The 15,334-nt window shown below is 67.4% G+C and carries 14 protein-coding genes; 2 read left to right on the top strand and 12 right to left on the bottom strand.

What is annotated here, in order from left to right; all coding sequences use genetic code 11:
* Positions 1-3: 3 nt before the first annotated feature.
* The 4 genes from OG326_RS39955 to OG326_RS39940 all read right to left on the bottom strand — a co-directional run bounded on the left by OG326_RS39955 (position 4) and on the right by OG326_RS39940 (position 5,293).
* Entirely contained in the window at positions 4-1,938 is a 1,935-nt protein-coding gene (locus OG326_RS39955; protein ID WP_442791097.1) for a 5-oxoprolinase/urea amidolyase family protein, read from the bottom strand.
* Between the two features lie 362 nt (positions 1,939-2,300).
* Positions 2,301-2,918 carry an urea amidolyase associated protein UAAP2 gene (locus tag OG326_RS39950; RefSeq protein WP_327142275.1) on the bottom strand — a complete coding sequence of 206 codons (618 nt, stop codon included), beginning with the start codon at positions 2,916-2,918 and terminating at the stop codon, positions 2,301-2,303.
* Positions 2,915-3,664 (bottom strand): DUF1989 domain-containing protein, encoded by a 750-nt coding sequence (locus OG326_RS39945; RefSeq protein ID WP_327142274.1) that lies wholly within the window; start codon positions 3,662-3,664, stop codon positions 2,915-2,917. The genes OG326_RS39950 and OG326_RS39945 overlap by 4 nt, the downstream gene beginning before the upstream one ends.
* A 60-nt stretch (positions 3,665-3,724) precedes the next feature.
* Entirely contained in the window at positions 3,725-5,293 is a 1,569-nt protein-coding gene (locus OG326_RS39940; protein WP_327142273.1) for an amino acid permease, read from the bottom strand.
* 220 nt (positions 5,294-5,513) lie between these two features.
* Here OG326_RS39940 and OG326_RS39935 point away from each other — a divergent pair, with 220 nt between their 5' ends.
* On the top strand, positions 5,514-6,164 hold the full coding sequence (locus OG326_RS39935; RefSeq protein ID WP_327142272.1) for a TetR/AcrR family transcriptional regulator: 651 nt from the start codon (positions 5,514-5,516) through the stop codon (positions 6,162-6,164).
* Positions 6,165-6,263: 99 nt separating this feature from the next.
* On the opposite strand, the gene OG326_RS39930 is transcribed toward OG326_RS39935, so the two are convergent.
* Positions 6,264-8,384, bottom strand: a complete 2,121-nt coding sequence (locus OG326_RS39930; protein WP_327146743.1) for a TerD family protein — start codon at positions 8,382-8,384, stop codon at positions 6,264-6,266.
* Positions 8,385-8,795: 411 nt separating this feature from the next.
* On the opposite strand from OG326_RS39930, the gene OG326_RS39925 reads away from it, so the two are divergent.
* Positions 8,796-10,430: an MFS transporter gene (locus OG326_RS39925; protein WP_327142271.1), complete on the top strand. Its 1,635-nt coding sequence runs from the start codon at positions 8,796-8,798 to the stop codon at positions 10,428-10,430.
* 108 nt (positions 10,431-10,538) lie between these two features.
* Here the strand turns inward: OG326_RS39925 and OG326_RS39920 are convergent, their stop codons facing one another.
* From OG326_RS39920 to OG326_RS39890, 7 genes are all read right to left on the bottom strand, one after another.
* Positions 10,539-10,937, bottom strand: coding sequence for an NUDIX hydrolase (locus tag OG326_RS39920; RefSeq protein ID WP_327142270.1), 399 nt, complete (start codon positions 10,935-10,937; stop codon positions 10,539-10,541).
* Between the two features lie 52 nt (positions 10,938-10,989).
* On the bottom strand, positions 10,990-11,520 hold the full coding sequence (locus OG326_RS39915) for a hypothetical protein (RefSeq protein WP_327142269.1): 531 nt from the start codon (positions 11,518-11,520) through the stop codon (positions 10,990-10,992).
* Between the two features lie 109 nt (positions 11,521-11,629).
* Positions 11,630-12,427, bottom strand: a complete 798-nt coding sequence (locus OG326_RS39910) for a family 1 encapsulin nanocompartment shell protein (protein WP_327142268.1) — start codon at positions 12,425-12,427, stop codon at positions 11,630-11,632.
* Between the two features lie 3 nt (positions 12,428-12,430).
* Positions 12,431-13,441, bottom strand: coding sequence for a Dyp-type peroxidase (locus OG326_RS39905; protein ID WP_327142267.1), 1,011 nt, complete (start codon positions 13,439-13,441; stop codon positions 12,431-12,433).
* Positions 13,442-13,519: 78 nt separating this feature from the next.
* The gene (locus tag OG326_RS39900) at positions 13,520-13,846 is read right to left on the bottom strand and encodes a cupin domain-containing protein (RefSeq protein WP_297613326.1); all 327 of its coding nucleotides are present in this window, start codon (positions 13,844-13,846) and stop codon (positions 13,520-13,522) included.
* Positions 13,847-13,970: 124 nt separating this feature from the next.
* Positions 13,971-14,465, bottom strand: a complete 495-nt coding sequence (locus OG326_RS39895) for a dihydrofolate reductase (protein ID WP_327142266.1) — start codon at positions 14,463-14,465, stop codon at positions 13,971-13,973.
* Complete coding sequence (locus tag OG326_RS39890) at positions 14,462-15,295, bottom strand: thymidylate synthase (protein WP_327142265.1); 834 nt, start codon at positions 15,293-15,295, stop codon at positions 14,462-14,464. Before OG326_RS39890 ends, OG326_RS39895 begins: the two co-directional genes overlap by 4 nt.
* Positions 15,296-15,334 lie beyond the last annotated feature (39 nt).

The raw sequence follows: 15,334 nt of genomic DNA, 5'->3' as shown, positions 1-15,334 counted from the left end.
AGTTCACGGCGTTTCGGTCAGCTCGCCGGCTTCTCGCCACGAATGACGTTCGGCGGTAAAGGCTTCCGATTGCTTGGCGCGGAAGTCCTCGATGGATTCGGCATTGTCGGTGAGGAAGCGGCGGTAGTCGGCGAGGCGGAATTCACCGTCCTGCGCGAGCAGTTCACCGCGACCGGCGGCCACATCGGAGCGCAGATCCAGCAGCTCCTCACCGCTCACCGGGTACCAGCTGATGCGATCGAAATACCGCAGCAGCCAAGGATCTTCGCCCACACCGGTGGAGCGATGATTCCACACCTGGGTGGTGCGGCCGACGAACTGGTAGCCGCCGGGGCCCTCCATGCCGTAGATGCACAGGTACGCGCCGCCGATGCCGACCGCATTCTCCGGCGTCCAGGTACGGGCCGGATTGTATTTGGTGGTCACCAGGCGGTGGCGCGGGTCGGTGGGGGTGGCGACGGGTGCGCCGAGGTACACGTCGCCGAGACCCAGGACCAGGTATTCGGCGGCGAAGACGGTGTCGAAAACATCGTCCACCGAGGGCAATCCGTTCATGCGGCGGATGAACTCGATATTCCACGGGCACCAGGGGGCGTCGGCGCGCACGCCGTGCATGTACCGGGTGATGGCCTCTCGCGTCGAGGGATCGTCCCAGGACAGGGGCAGGCGGACGGTGCGACTGGGTACCACCAGTTCGTCGGCGGAGGGCAGTTCGGCCTCCACCTCGCCGAGCAGGTCCAGCAGCTTGCCGGTGGGCAGGCGATCGGGATCGGTGCGCACCTGTAGTGAGCGCACGCCCGGGGTGAGCTCGGTGACGCCGGGCTCGGCGCGCTCGAGCAGCGCCTGGTGCAGGGCGTGCACGCGGGCGCGCAGCTCCAGATCCAGTGTCATATCACCGTATTCGACGAGCAGGCCGTCATTGCCCGCGCGGCGATAGGTGACGGCGGTTTCCGCACCCTCGCGCCGGGCCACGATGCCGTCGTCCCCGTCGCCGCCGGAGGACAGCACGATCGGCCACGCGGCCCGGCGTCCCGCGCCCAGCTCGCGCAGTGACGCCGCGCGATCGGCGCGCACCGGGACGAAGCGCACACTGTCACCGGGGGTGAGCTGGCCCAGCTTCCAGCGATCGGCGGCCACCACGGTGACGGGGCAGACGAAGCCGCCGAGACTCGGGCCGTCCGGGCCGAGCAGGATCGGGGTATCGCCGGTGAAGTCCAGTGCACCAATGGAATATGCGGTGTCATGGATATTCGACGGATGCAGGCCCGCCTCGCCGCCGTCCTGTCGCGCCCACTGCGGCTTCGGGCCCACGAGGCGGACACCGGTCCGATCGGAGTTGAAGTGCACCTCGTAGTCGGTGCCGATAATGGTGTCGAAGTCGCTGCGGGTGAAGAACTCCGGCGCACCGTGCGGGCCCTCGGTGACGGCCAGCTCCCAACGCCGGGTGAGCACCGGCTGATCATCGCCGGGCACGCCCGCGCTCACCTTTCCTGGCAGGCCGAGCGCCAGCGCATCGTCGATCGCGAGCGCCCGGCCCGTACCGCCGCCGAATTTGCCGAGTGTGAAAGTCGCACGGCTGCCGAGGTATTCGGGAACATCGATACCACCGGCCAGCAGGATGTAGCTGCGCATCCCCGGCCCGCCCACCGCGCCGACATCGAGTACGCCGCCGGCCGGAACCAGCACACTGCGCCACTGCCGCACCGGGCGGCCGTTCACGGTGACCGGTACCGGCGCACCGGTGACGCACACCCAGGTCGGCACGTCGAACCGCAGCGCCGGTCCGCCGAGCGTGCATTCCAGCCCGGCCGCACCCTCCGGATTCCCCAGCGCGCGATTGCCCAGCCGGAACGACAGATCATCCATCGGACCTGAAGGCGGCACTCCCACATGCCAATACCCGACGCGCCCCGGCCAATCCTGCACGGTCGTCTGCATACCGGGGCGAACGACATGAACCGTCCGGGCGGCGGGCGCGCCGTCGGTCGGCGAGACCGGCTCGTCCTCGAGCACCGTGGCGGTGCGGTCCACTGCGGCGAGATCCGCGGTGGGGGAATGACCGACCGACCTGAGAATGCCCTCCGTGCCGGAGCCGCTCGCCGCGCTGGAAATGCCTGCTGCGGCTGGGGCGTGCGCCGTGCCGGAGCCGCTCGCCGCGCCGGAAATACCTGCCGTGGCGGGGGCGTGCGGCGTGCCGGAGACGCTCACTACCGCAGGGATGAGGCCGCGCAACGCGGCGTCGTCCGCGGGGCCTTGCTGCGGTGCCGCTGCGGCGACCGTGTTCTCCGGGAGCGTCGTCGTCATCGGGTCACCACCATTCGCACCGGTGTCGGGTCGAAACCATTGCAGGGGTTGTTGATCTGCGGGCAGTTCGAGACCAGGACGAGGGTGTCGATATCGGCGCGCAGGGTGATCTTCTTACCGGGTGCGGAGAGGCCGTCGACAATGCCGAGGGTGCCGTCGGCCTCGACCGGGACGTTCATGAACCAGTTGATATTCGAGACCAGGTCGCGCTTGCCCAGGCCCCACTTCATGCCTTCGGCGAGGAAGTTCTCCACGCAGGCGTGCTGGTGCCGGGTGTGATGGCCGTAGCGCAGCGTATTGGACTCCTGCGAGCAGGCGCCGGCGACGGTGTCGTGATTGCCGACCTCATCGGCGACCACGGTCATGAGCGCGGTTCCGGCATCGGTGCGCAGCACACTGCCGGTGCTGAGGAAGATATTGCGCTGCGCCGCGACCGTGGCCTGCGCGCTGTAGCGCTCGGTGTGAGCGTCGGCCGCGTAGAGCAGGCAGTCCACCGCCTGATTGCCGTGCAGGTCGATGATCTCCAGCTGCTCACCGGCGCGCACCACGGTCGACCAGGGTGCGCGGGCGGGGACAGTCTCGTCGAGGACGATGGTGCGGGACGAGGTGATCATGCGAGGGCCTCCAGAGTGCGGGCGTGCCAATCCAGTTCGGTGTTCTGCACCGCGCGCAGGTATTCCGGGTCGGTGCCGAGCTGCTGCGCCAGCTCTTCGGGGGCGGACCACGCCACCAGATCGAGATCCGCTGTGGGACTGGGGTCGAGGGGATGTTCGGCATTGGCGACCAGCACCGTGACCGGGAGATGGATGAGCAGCTCGACCGCCCCGCCCGGTCCGGCGCTGCCGGTGGAGACGAGCCCGCCGTCCGAATCCACTCGCACGCCGCGGAAGAAGGACACGGTCGGCCCGATATCGCGAGGCTCCAGGCCCTGTTTGACTCCCGCCATCCGCAGCCGATCCCGCGCGTGTGCCGAGGCTCCGCAGAGGGTGTCGTGATGTCCGGAGGAATCGGCGGCGATGGTGGCGAGCACGCGGCCCTGATCCGACAGCAGCGGATGCCCGGCGCCCAGGTACGCCTGCCACGGCACCTTCACGGTATCGGCGACATTCAGTCGCTCCCAGGGTGATTCGGCGCGCAGCAGCAGCAGATGCGCACACGCCGCACCCATCGGATCGGACAGGCGCACCCGGGTGCCGCGAGCGAGCACGATATTGGCATACCCACCGGCGGGAATCCGCTGTGCGAAGGTGATTTTCGCCGAATCCACGCCTTCCGGCAGCTCGGGTCCGCTGATGGCCGCCCCCGCCGCCTGTGATCGTGCGTGCGCCCGCGCGCTCGAGGTATCCGCGGTGTTCGTCATTGCTACTCCTTCCATGCGCCGCCTGCCAGCGGCCGATGGGTATCTCGGATGTCTTGTGGTTCAGGCGGGTTGGGCCAGCGGTCCGGTGCTCTCCCTCGGCGTCGCGGGGGTGACGAAGCGGTGTACGACCACACCCGCGCCGATGGTCACGAGGACGAAAAGCGGTGCGGCCCAAAGCATCCACCAGCTACCGCCGGTCGGGGTGTATACCTCCGGGCGGGGCCAGGCCAGGTTCACCGCCATCGCGATGCCCCAGATGACCGCGAGGGCATTGATCGGAATTCCGTAGCGGCCCAGGCCGAACAGCGGGGCGCCGGATTCGGTGGTGCGGTCCTCGGCGGGCCAGCCCTTGATGCGGCGCACCAGCAGCGGCACCGTCACCAGCAGGTAGGCGAGGTAGAGCGTCACGATGCAGACGCTGGCCAGGGTCGCGAAGATGGCGGCATTGCCGAGGTTCAGCACCAGCAGGCCGATGCCGAGCACGCCGATCACCACGGCGGGCAGTGCCGGAGTGCCGAAGCGGGGGTGCACCGCGGCGAGGCGCTCGGAGAAGGGCAGCCGGCCGTCGCGGGCCATGGAGAACATGAGGCGCGAGCCGGCGGTCTGAATTGCCAAGGTGCACACCGTGATAGCGCACGCCACGCAAGCAAGCACGACCTTTCCGGCCGGGCTGTCCAGCTTGGCTTCGATCACATAGGCGAGGCCGCCGCTGCTCAGTGAGCCGTCCGACAGGCTCGGCGCGGCCATGAGCGCGCCCAGCAGAATCAGTCCGCCGCCCAGGGCCGAGACCGCCAGCGCGGTCAGAATGGTGCGCGGCGCCACCTGCCGCGGATTCTTGGTCTCCTCGGAAAGTTCACCGGCGGAATCGAATCCGACCATGACGTAGGCGGCCATGAGTCCGGACACCAGGAAGGCGGCCCAGTACGAGCCGCTCGCGGCCTGATCGGTGTGCAGGACGACGCCGGGCCCGCGATCGGTATGGGTGAAGAAGACCGCGATCACCGCGATGACTCCGACGATCTCGATGGTGACGCCGAGGGAGTTGATGCGCGACATCCAGTCGATGCCGACCACATTGATCAGCGTGGTGAGCGCCAGCAGGATGCTGCCCAGCAGGACGGCATTGACCGCGCCGTCGTGCGAGGTCAGCGCGCTGTCGGTGCCTACCATCTGGAAGCCGCTCCAGATCGTGGGCAGTACCACCTGCAGTGCGATGGCGGCCGCGGCGGCGGTGACGATCTGCGCGATGATCATCATCCAGCCCGCGAACCAGCCGACCACCTCACCGGCCAGGCGTCGCGACCACTGGTAGATGCAGCCCGAAATCGGGTAGCGGGCAGCCAGTTCCGCGAAGTTCAGCGCCACCAGGAACTGACCGGCGAACACGATCGGCCAGGTCCAGAAGAAGGCCGGACCGCCGAACGAGTAGCCGAAGCCGAAGAACTGGAAGATCGTGGTGAGGATCGATACGAAGGAGAAACCCGCGGCGAAGGACGCGTACCGGCCGAGCTTGCGATGCAGGACCGGCTCGTAGCCGAAGGCGGCGAGGTCGGCACTGTCGGCATTGGCAGTGCTCGGGGCGCTGTTCGGCGGGTGGCTGGGGACGATGGAATCGGCGGAGGCAACCATGGCTAATCCTTCGCGAGCGGTGAATATCTATCGCTTGAAAGTTTTCCCAGTGCGATCGCTCGCGCGATGACGTCGATGTATCCGTCAGATGGCGCGCCGTAACTTCTGCATTGCCGGTATTTCTATCGAATGACAGAAACCTCACCCGCCGCGGTCAGCGGCTGTCAGCAGCATTGATAGACCAGCGGGTCATCGGGATCGGCAGTGCAGAATGAACCCTGTGACCCAACTCGGACCCGGACGTCCCCGCCTCGAACCCCGCCGCCGGCAGGGGCAGACGCCGCGCGCCGAGATCCTCGACGCCGCCGCCGAACTCTTCACCAACAATGGGTACGGCAGCACCTCGACCCGTGGGATCGCGGACGCCGTCGGCATTCGGCAGGCCTCGCTGTACCACCACTTCGCGTCCAAGGACGACATCCTGGACGCGCTGCTCGCGGGAACCATCACCGCGCCACTGGAATTGGCGGAGCGATTGGCCGCGGCGCCGGAATCGGCGGCCGTACGGCTCTACGCGCTGGCGCGATTCGACGTGGGCCAGCTCTGTGCGGCGCGCTGGAATCTGGGCGCGCTCTACCTGCTACCGGAGCTGCGCAGTGAGCGCTTCGCGGCCTTCCGCGCCCGGCGCGACGAATTGCGCGGGCACTACGAAACCCTCGCCGTCGCAGTCATTGCCGAAGCGGGTGCGACGGCGGTGCCCGGTGCGGAACTGCTGCCGTTCCGGCTGGTCGAATCCGTCATCAATATCCGCTCGGACGAGGGCACGCCGCCGGAGTACGCCGAACAGCTCATCCCCGACGCCGTGCTGCCGCTGCTCGGCTGGAAGGGTGATCTCGTCGAAACACGTGCCGCCGCAGCCCATTTGATGTGATCCGGCCCGTCATTCCGGGCTAGACCCATCATCCCGGGCCAGGCCATCATCCCGGGCCGGGTCTGTCATCCCGGCATGTTTGGCCGGGATCCACAGTGGCTAGGACTTGCCCTTCGACGTGCCCCACTTCAGCTCCCAGCGGTAAGCCTGATCCACCGCGATCTTGCCCCAGAAGCGGTGGCCGTCCGGCGGGCGCACGAAGGTGCCCTCGCGCCGAACCACCAACTCGCCGTTGATGTTCTCGATCAGCGCCAGCACCATCTCGCGGGAGTCGTCGACGCAGCCGCTGACCTCGATTTCGATGGGCGGGGAATTACGCGGGTAGAGGGTGGCGGTGGCGTGCACGCCCCGGAAATCCTCCGCGCCCTCGTACAGCGAGGCGAAGACCAGAATGCGGCGGAACTGGGTGGTGTGATCGAGATTGATGGACAGGTTCTCGCCGGTCGCGCTCGCCCCGGTCCGATCATCCTGATCCAGCTCGATGAACGGGGCGCGCTGCAGTTTGCCCATGGTGTCGAGCGGGCTGATGCAGCCCTTGGAACCGTCGGTCAACTCCCAGAAGCAGCACAGATCCAAATCCAGCCCGCCATTGCCGCCGCGCTTACGACCGAACAGCCCGCTCGTCGCGCCGGGCACCGACCAATTCAAATTGATCCGCATAATGCCGCCGGTCGCACCCTGCTTGGTCAGCGAGACCGCCGGTGCGTCCTTGGTGAGCGAAATCTTGCCCAGATTCACCCGCGGCGCCGCACCTGGCCCCTGCGGTTGCTGAAACTGCTGCGGTGGAACCGGATTCGCGCCCTGCTGATACGGCGGCGGGGGCGGCTGACTATCCCCCGGCTGATATGTCTGCGGCGGAATGGGATTCGCGCCCGACTGATTCGGCGGGGGCGGCGCGAACTGCGGCGGAGGCGGATACCCGCCCGGCGCAGGCGAATACGACGGATCCGCGTACCCGGCGGGCGGGGGATACTGCCCGGCCGCGGGTGGATACTGCCCCGCCGGTGGCGGGTACTGACCGGCGGGCGGGTACTGCCCCGCAGGCTGTTCCGAGTACCCGGGAGGGAGTGGGTACTGCCCTCCGGCTGCCCCGTATTGCCCAGCGGGAGGTGCTGGGTACTGCGCGGCGGACGGGTCCGAGAACTGCCCGGCAGGAGGCGCGTACTGCCCCGGCGGTGGTGGGTACTGCCCTGCGGGCGATCCGTATTGACCGGCAGGTGGTTCCGGATACTGCCCGGGAGGCGGAGGATATTGCGCAGCGGGCGGCCCTGTGGGAGGGGGAGAACCGTACTGTGCCGCGGGGTCCGGATATTGCCCGGCGGGCGGTGGCGAACCGTATTGTCCTGCGGGATCCGTGTATTGGCCGGGTGGCGGTGAGCCGTACTGTCCGGGAGGCGGCGGGTATTGGCCTGGGGCGGGCCGGCCGAATTGGGTCGGCGGCGTGGGCTGCTGCGGGTTGTGGCCCTGTGGCGCTGCGTAATTCGGCTGGGGCGGAGCGGCATACGGTGACGAACCGGTTGACGGCGGCGCAGCGTGCGACGGCGAACCGGTGGGCTGGGGAGTGCCGTAGGACGGCGAACCGGTCGGCGGCAGCGGGGGTGCGGCGGGCGGGAATGCGGGGGGTGTGGTTTGGGAAGGCGTGACGGGTGCGGGCTGCGGGGGAGTTTGGGGCGCGGGCTGCGAAGTCTGGGATTGCGGTGCGGGGGCGTCGTCGACAGTGATGCCGAAATCGCTTGCGAGGCCTGCCAGTCCGGTCGCATAGCCCTGGCCTACGGCGCGGAACTTCCAGGCGCCCTGGCGGCGGTACAGCTCGCCGAGGACGAACGCGGTTTCCGACGAGGCGTCGGTGCTGTCGAAGCGCGCCAGCTCCGCGCCGCTGCCGGTATCCACCAGGCGCACATGCAGTCCGGGTAACTGGGCGAAGGTGCCGCCGTCCGAGGACGCGGCGATGACGATGGTTTCGATCTGCGGCTCGACCTGCCCCAGATTCACCGAGAGCACATCGGTGACCTGCGGCCCCTGCTGCTTGCCCTCGTGCCGCACCGCCCCCGATCCGTGCACCGGCTGGTTATAGAAGACGAAATCGCTGTCCGACCGCACCCGGCCCCCGGCCAGCAGCAATGCTGACGCATCGGCGTCCGGAACGCCGGGACCCGACTGCCACCCCAGCTCGACCCGTACCGCGGTCGCCGCCACCGGAACGTTGGAACCCTTCATCATCGACACAGCTTCAAACGTATCCGATTCGGACATCGGCTGTCCCGCTTCGATACCGGCGAGAGCAACTCGCAATACGCCGCCGAACGGCCGTCCCGGCCGGTCGGCAATGCCGCGAGCCGACTGCGGGGCGAAGACCTGGTGCCGGTTGTTCGCCGGCCGCAGATTCCTCGATTCAGCAAATATTCAGCGGTAGGACAGAAATGTGCAGACGCGCCGTATCGGATAGGCCTCGCTGAGTTCATATTTGTATTCAGACCTGGTGATATCCGCGATTCTAGGAACGGTTCGGCTACCTTGGGTCGCTGCCCACACCCTTCGACCTACACTGAGTAACGGTTGTTCGGCACCCGAACGGCTATCGATACAGACCGGATTCTTCGGACAGCTGTCCCTGTGCGGCAGGAGCGACGGATGACGGAAGTGCAGCTCGACCTGGGTCGCAAGAAATGGCTCGCGCTCGGCGTACTGGCTCTGGGCCTGTCCATGGTGGTGCTCGACGGCACCATCGTCTCCGTCTCACTGCCGGTCATCATTGCCGACCTGAGTCTCAATTTCACTCAGGCGCAATGGGTTACCAGCATTTACGCGGTGGTGCTCGCGGCTCTGCTGATCACCGCCGGACGGCTGGGCGATCGGCTCGGGCGCCGCAAGATGTTCGCGCTCGGCGTGCTGGTATTCCTCGCGGGCAGCGTGCTCGCCGCCTCCGCCACCAGCGCCTGGCCGCTGCTGTGGGGCCGCATCGTGCAGGGCGTCGGCGCGGCCGCGGTCATGCCGGGCACGCTCGCCACGATGAACGCCCTGTTTCGCGGGCGGGATCGGATCATCGCCTTCGCGGTGTGGGGCTCGGTCATCTCCGGCGTCGCCGCCATCGGGCCGCTGCTCGGCGGCTGGCTCACCACCTACTACACCTGGCCGTGGATCTTCCTGGTCAACCTGCCGCTGGGGGCGGTCGTACTCGTCGGACTGCTGCTGTTCGTGCCCGAGACCAAGATGGGCAAGACCGCACCCGGACTCGATGTGGACGGATTCCTGCTCAGCGCGGTCGGTTTCGCCCTGCTGGTGTTCGCGCTCATCGAGGGCTCGACCTACGGCTGGTGGCGGCCGCTGCGGGAATTCCCGCTGGCCGGATTCACCTGGTCCAAGACCGCGATCATCTCGCCGATCCCGGTCATTCTGGCGCTCGCGGTGCTGGCGCTGGTGCTCTTCCTGCGGTGGGAGCAGCACCGCAATCTGATTCGGCGCTCGGCGCTGCTGGATCCCGGACTGTTCCGAATCCCCAGCTTCCGGTGGGGCAATGTGACCGCGTTCGCGGTCGCTCTGGGCGAATTCGGGCTGCTGTTCGTGCTGCCGCTGTTCCTGGTGAACGTGCTCGGACTCTCGACGCTCGGGGCCGGTTATGTGCTCGCGGCCATGGCCGCGGGCGCCTTCCTCGCCGCCGGGATCGCGGAGGGCCTCGTGCGGCGGCTCGGCGCGGTGCGGATCGTGCAACTCGGCCTGGGCTTCGAGGCCGTCGCCGTGGCGCTCACAGCGCTGTTCGTGACCCCGCACATCTCCGCCTGGTGGCTCGCGGCGCTGCTGGCCGTCTACGGCGTCGGATTGGGCCTGGCCTCCGCGCAGCTGACCGGTGTGGTGCTGGCCGATGTGCCGCCGGAGAATTCCGGACAGGGTTCGGCCACCCAGAGCACCATCCGGCAGATCGGCTCGGCCTTCGGCATCGCCGTGGTCGGCGCGCTGCTCTCGGTCGGACTCGGCCACGAACTGCCCGATCGACTGGCCGGCGTCAAGGATCTGCCCGCCGCATCCGCCGACACGCTCTCGACCGCCACCCGGGAATCCGCCGGTGGCACCATCTCCGGACTGCGCGATCACGAGGGCGCGACGGCGGTCGTGGACGCGCTGGCCCGTGGCTTCACCGATGCCACGCGCACCACCCTGCTGGCCGCGGCGATCTTCCTGATGCTCGGGCTGGCGGCCGCCACGCGCATCCCCTATCGGGCTCCGGAAGCTCCCGCGATCACCGAGTCGGAAGCCGTTTCGGACGAGTAAGTGGCTGCGCCGCAACGACTCTGCGTTCGATGCGGCCCAGCCCCGCGTCGATCACGAACAGCGTCGATCGGGAACAGCGTCGATCGGAACAGCGTCGATCGGGAACAGCTATGCGTCGATGAGGCCCAGCGTGTGCAGCCGCTGGAACACCAGCAGCGAGCCGGGAGCGACGTGCGGCATGGCCGTGTATTCGGCGAGCGTGAAGTAGCGCAGTTCGGCGATCTCGCCGGAGGGGAAGGGGTCGGCGGTGAGCTCGCCGAGGAAGCAGGTCATGTGCAGCCGGGTGCCGGGCGCGTGGCCGAAGGCTTCCGCCTCGAAGACGCCGAGTTCGGCGACCTCGGTGGCGCCGACGCCGAGCTCCTCGCGAATCTCGCGGTGCAGCGCCGATTCCGGGGTCTCGCCCGGATCGATCTTGCCGCCCGCCATGTAGAAGACGTCCTTGCCGGTGGACCTGGTCTGCAGCAGACGACGATCCCGAATGTATGCCAGTGCCGCTGTGCGAATCACGGCCAACACCCTACCCAGCCGCTGCGCGCGGCCTCGGCGGGTGGGCGCGGTCTCAGCGGGTGGGCGGAGCCAGCCGCCAATGCTGGGTGAGCGCCTCGGCGATCTCCGGGAGCAGGATCACCGGAATCTGCTTGCGGCGCAGAATGCTTCGAATCTCATTGACCTGCTCGCGCTTGCGCATATCGTAGGCATTCGCAATGGGCCGCTGCACCGGCGGAATGGACAGCAGCACCAGTTCCCCGTGCTGTTCGTCGCCGCCGTTCAGGTCCAAAGCCAGGGACCAGCGCGACTTTTCGTCCAGCGCGAAGCGGCCCGCCACCACCCGATCCCAGTCGATGGTGGCCGCGCCCCACGGCGTCCGCCGCACGATCGACTGATCGGTCAGCACCACCCCGTCCCGCGCGAACAGCAGGAACAGCAGTCCCACTCCGGCCGCGACGCCCAGCAGGATCCCCGTGAACACCCGGTTCAGCCCGAATACCCCGATGGTGACGGCCACGATCCCGGACGTCACCAACAGTCCCGCGATTCCGTAGAACACGGCACGACGCCCGGGCACCACGCCGGCCCGCACCATCGTCATTCCCCGCGCACCATCGTCGACCCGCCTCCCGCACGTTGCTGCGCGTCACCGTACCTCTCGGTGTGGTCTTGCCTCCAGCGATACGGGTTACCGGCGGATGGGCGCGCGCTCACGCCTCCAGTGCGACTGCGGCTTCGGCGGTGTAGACCACGAAGGTCAGGCTCTCCTGGAAGTACAGCTCGACGGACTCGGCATCGTGCGACAGATAGCCGATGGACAGGTCCTGGCCGATCTGCAGATCGAAATCGCCGCCGCGGGTGGAGAGCACAAAAGCGCCGTCGATGGCCGGGGCCCAGATGATGTCGCCGTCGATCAGCCGCTCGATATGCGTGCGGATCGGGTGGCCGTGATCGGAGGTCTCGCTGACCGCGGTGTAGAGATCCGCGGACAGCAGCGCCGAATACGGGCCGTCCACACCCGCGAGCCGCAGCTCGCTCAGCGCCTGCGCCACCGCTTCCGGAACCAGGCGCGGATCGGTCGGCAGTTTCACCGGCTCATTGGAGGTGGCGGCGCGGACGCCGACAATGCCCGCGGCCGGGTAGGCCTCGAAAATGGCATGGTCCTCGGCGAAGGCGATCTTCTTGGCCGCATCCTTCACGGCCTCCAGATCGGTGTCCTGCGCGCCGCGCTCCACATCGTCGAGCTCCGCACGCGAAAGCTTGAAGGGGACACGCAGTTCCACCAGGGGCAGCACCACGCGCTGGCGGGCCTGCACCCCCTCACCGGGCGAGCCGATGGCGGTGGTGCGTCCCAGGCCGACCGCGGAGTAGTCGGTGCCGTGCGGGCCGGAGACATCGACCACGCGGCGACCGGCGATGTGCCGCTTGAAGGTGCGTGTCGCCTCCTGCTCGATCGCCGTCCAGGCGGCGGCGGTGATCGGCGCGAGTTCGCGGTGCAGATTGTTCATATTTCAGCTCCTTTTCAACGTGCCGATACCCAGGGAACCAGCCTGGGAAACAACGCCATTGGTTGCCACGGATGCCGGGACCTCCGCGGCCGCCGGCGCGGGTGCGTCCGGCAGCGCGTCGAAGAACCCCGCGGACGGGGTGAAGAACAGCGTGCCGGTGACGGCGGTGGAGAAATCCAGGATGCGGTCGTACGCGGCGTCGGGGGTGCCCAGGAACATGCGCTCGAGCATCAGCTCGGTCACGGCCGGGGTGGCGGCGTAGGCGACGTAGTAGGTGCCGAACTCGCCGTCCATCACACTGCCGAACGGCATATTCGCGCGCAGGATGGTTCCATTGTCATCTTGATCATTCACGGCCACATGGGAATTCGCCGGTTTGGCCGCATCGGAGAGTTCGAAGTCATCGGCCTTGGTGCGGCCGATCACCCGCTCCTGCTCCTCGACGGACAGGGCCTTCCAGTCGGCGAGATTGTGCAGATACTTCTGCACGATTACATAACTGCCACCGGCGAACTCGGCATCCGCCTCGCCGATCAGCGCGGCCGACACCGCGAGCCGGCCCTCGGGATTCTCGGTGCCGTCCACGAATCCGAGCAGATCGCGCTGTTCGAAATATCGGAAGCCGACGGTCTGATCGACAATGGTGACGGCGCCGGAAAGCCGGTCTGCCACCGCCATCGCCAGTTCGAAGCACGCGTCCTGGTTCTGGGCCTTGATATGGAAGAGCAGATCGCCCGGTGTGACCGGAGCCTGATGCCTGTCCCCGACGTACCCCGGAAACTCGTGCAGCTCAGCGGGTTTGGGCCCGGCGAAGAGTCGATCCCAGGCAGCGGAACCGATGCTCGTGATACACCCGAGCCCCGCGCCGGGTACCCGGAAGCCGACGGAGCGGCGCAGACCGGGTAGTTCTGCGAGTAGATCGCGTACCGCCGCCTCGCCGCCCTCATCGATTGTCGCGACGAGGAAGAGCGCGGCGGGCGTAAGCGGATCGAGAAGCGGCTGCGGCTCACCCATGGGCTCCAGCCTAGAGGCCGCGTCGGACATACCGGTCGCCCGGTAGCCCTGTGTCAGCTATTCGGCGCCCGGTATTCGCTATTTGGCCACCGTGAGCAGGAAGGCCACATCGTCGATGGCCTTCACGCTGTGCCGCGCGTCGGGGATCACCAGTAGATCTCCCGCCGAGCCTTTCCACTCGTTGGTGCCGCTGATCAGAGCCAGCACCCCACTGAGCACGACCATGGTCGCCTCGCCCGGATTCTCATGTTCCGCGAGGCTCTGCCCCGCCGTCATGGCGATCACCGTCTGGCGGAGGCTGTGTGCGTGGCCCCCGTAGATGGTCACCGAACTGCGTCCGCTCGAGGCGGTTGCGGCCAGCTTCAGCTGCTGGCGCGCGACCGCGGTCAGCGATTTCTTGTCCATGGACTGCCTTTCGCCGGGATATCCGTGAGTATGCCGGACACCTTCCGGCGTGATCGGCAGATTCGCCGTTCGTGCCGAGGAATTACTGGCGCTTCCACCTCCCTGCGCTTGCGGGATGTTCGCGTTATACGTCGTGCCTCGTATAACGGCGGAAGCGAAATCGCAAGCCTGTCGACGACTCGCGCCACGGGTCTTCCCCCGCCGACCATTCCGGCCCGATGCTGGGCGCATAGCAATCGCCGGCCACATTCGAGTCGACCTCGGTGATCATCAGTTCGGTGGCGAACGGCATTGCGGCGCGGTAGATTTCGCCGCCGCCCATGATCCACACGGTGCCGGTTCCACTGGTCTCGAGCCCATCCTCGAGCGAGCTCGCCCGGTCAGCGCCTTCATCGGACCAGTCTGTTTGTCTCGTCACGACAATATTTCGGCGTCCGTCCAGCGGCCGGAATCGGGTGGGCAGAGAATCCCAGGTACGCCGGCCCATGACCACCGGATGGCCCCAGGTGACGTCCTTGAAATGCGCCATATCCTCCGGAACCCGCCAGGGAATGGTGTTGTCCAGACCGATCACCCCGTCCGGGGTCTGGGCCCAGATCAGCCCGATCGTCCGGCTCACACCGCCACCGCGGCCTTGATGGCCGGATGATGCTGGTAATCCTGGATTTCCACGTCCTCGTAGGCGTAATCGAAGAGGGTCGGCGCCGGGCGAAGTTGCAGTTTCGGGAACGGGAACGGCGTACGGGTCAACTGTTCGCGAACCTGCGCCACATGATTGTCGTAGATGTGCACATCGCCGCCGGTCCATACGAAATCGCCGGGCAGCAGCCCGGTTTGCTGCGCCACCATATGCGTCAGCAGCGCATAACTCGCGATATTGAACGGGACGCCCAGAAACAGGTCCGCGCTGCGCTGATACAGCTGGCAGGACAGCTTGCCGTCGGCCACATAGAATTGGAAGAAGGCATGGCACGGGGCCAGCGCCATCCGATTCAATTCGGCCACGTTCCAGGCGGATACGATCATGCGGCGGGAATCGGGATCGGTGCGCAGCGTCTGCAGCACCTGCGAAATCTGGTCGATATGGGTGCCGTCCGGCGTCGGCCAGGACCGCCACTGCACGCCGTAGACCGGGCCCAGATCGCCGTCGGCGTCGGCCCATTCGTCCCAGATGGAGACCCCGTGCTCCTGCAGCCATCCCACATTCGAATCACCGCGCAGGAACCACAGCAACTCGTAGACGATGGATTTCAGATGCACCTTCTTGGTGGTGATCAGCGGGAAACCCTGCGAAAGGTCGTAGCGCAACTGGTGTCCGAAAATGCTGCGGGTCCCGGTGCCGGTCCGATCCGCCTTCGGGGTGCCGGATTCCAGCACCAGTTTCAGAAGATCCTCGTACTGGGTGTCACGGGGGGCCGTGCTCTGCGGGTCTCGAGGGTCGCTGCTCACGCCTGACAAGCTTACGCATCACCGCGCCTGGCATGCTGA

This window comes from Nocardia sp. NBC_01327 (genome assembly GCF_035958815.1).
GTDB lineage: Bacteria > Actinomycetota > Actinomycetes > Mycobacteriales > Mycobacteriaceae > Nocardia.
The sequence above is the reverse complement of the archived record's forward strand: the minus strand, read 5'-3'. Positions and strand labels throughout refer to the sequence as shown.

Excerpts from the sequence above, each read along its gene's own strand:
- OG326_RS39900 (WP_297613326.1), bottom strand. The coding sequence starts at position 13,846 with ATGGACAAGAAATCGCTGACCGCGGTCGCGCGCCAGCAGCTGAAGCTG.
- OG326_RS39915 (WP_327142269.1), bottom strand. The coding sequence starts at position 11,520 with ATGACGATGGTGCGGGCCGGCGTGGTGCCCGGGCGTCGTGCCGTGTTC.
- OG326_RS39950 (WP_327142275.1), bottom strand. The coding sequence starts at position 2,918 with ATGATCACCTCGTCCCGCACCATCGTCCTCGACGAGACTGTCCCCGCC.
- OG326_RS39930 (WP_327146743.1), bottom strand. The coding sequence starts at position 8,384 with ATGATGAAGGGTTCCAACGTTCCGGTGGCGGCGACCGCGGTACGGGTC.
- OG326_RS39910 (WP_327142268.1), bottom strand. The coding sequence starts at position 12,427 with ATGAACAATCTGCACCGCGAACTCGCGCCGATCACCGCCGCCGCCTGG.
- OG326_RS39905 (WP_327142267.1), bottom strand. The coding sequence starts at position 13,441 with ATGGGTGAGCCGCAGCCGCTTCTCGATCCGCTTACGCCCGCCGCGCTC.
- OG326_RS39940 (WP_327142273.1), bottom strand. The coding sequence starts at position 5,293 with ATGGTTGCCTCCGCCGATTCCATCGTCCCCAGCCACCCGCCGAACAGC.
- OG326_RS39955 (WP_442791097.1), bottom strand. The coding sequence starts at position 1,938 with ATGCAGACGACCGTGCAGGATTGGCCGGGGCGCGTCGGGTATTGGCAT.
- OG326_RS39925 (WP_327142271.1), top strand. The coding sequence starts at position 8,796 with ATGACGGAAGTGCAGCTCGACCTGGGTCGCAAGAAATGGCTCGCGCTC.
- OG326_RS39945 (WP_327142274.1), bottom strand. The coding sequence starts at position 3,664 with ATGACGAACACCGCGGATACCTCGAGCGCGCGGGCGCACGCACGATCA.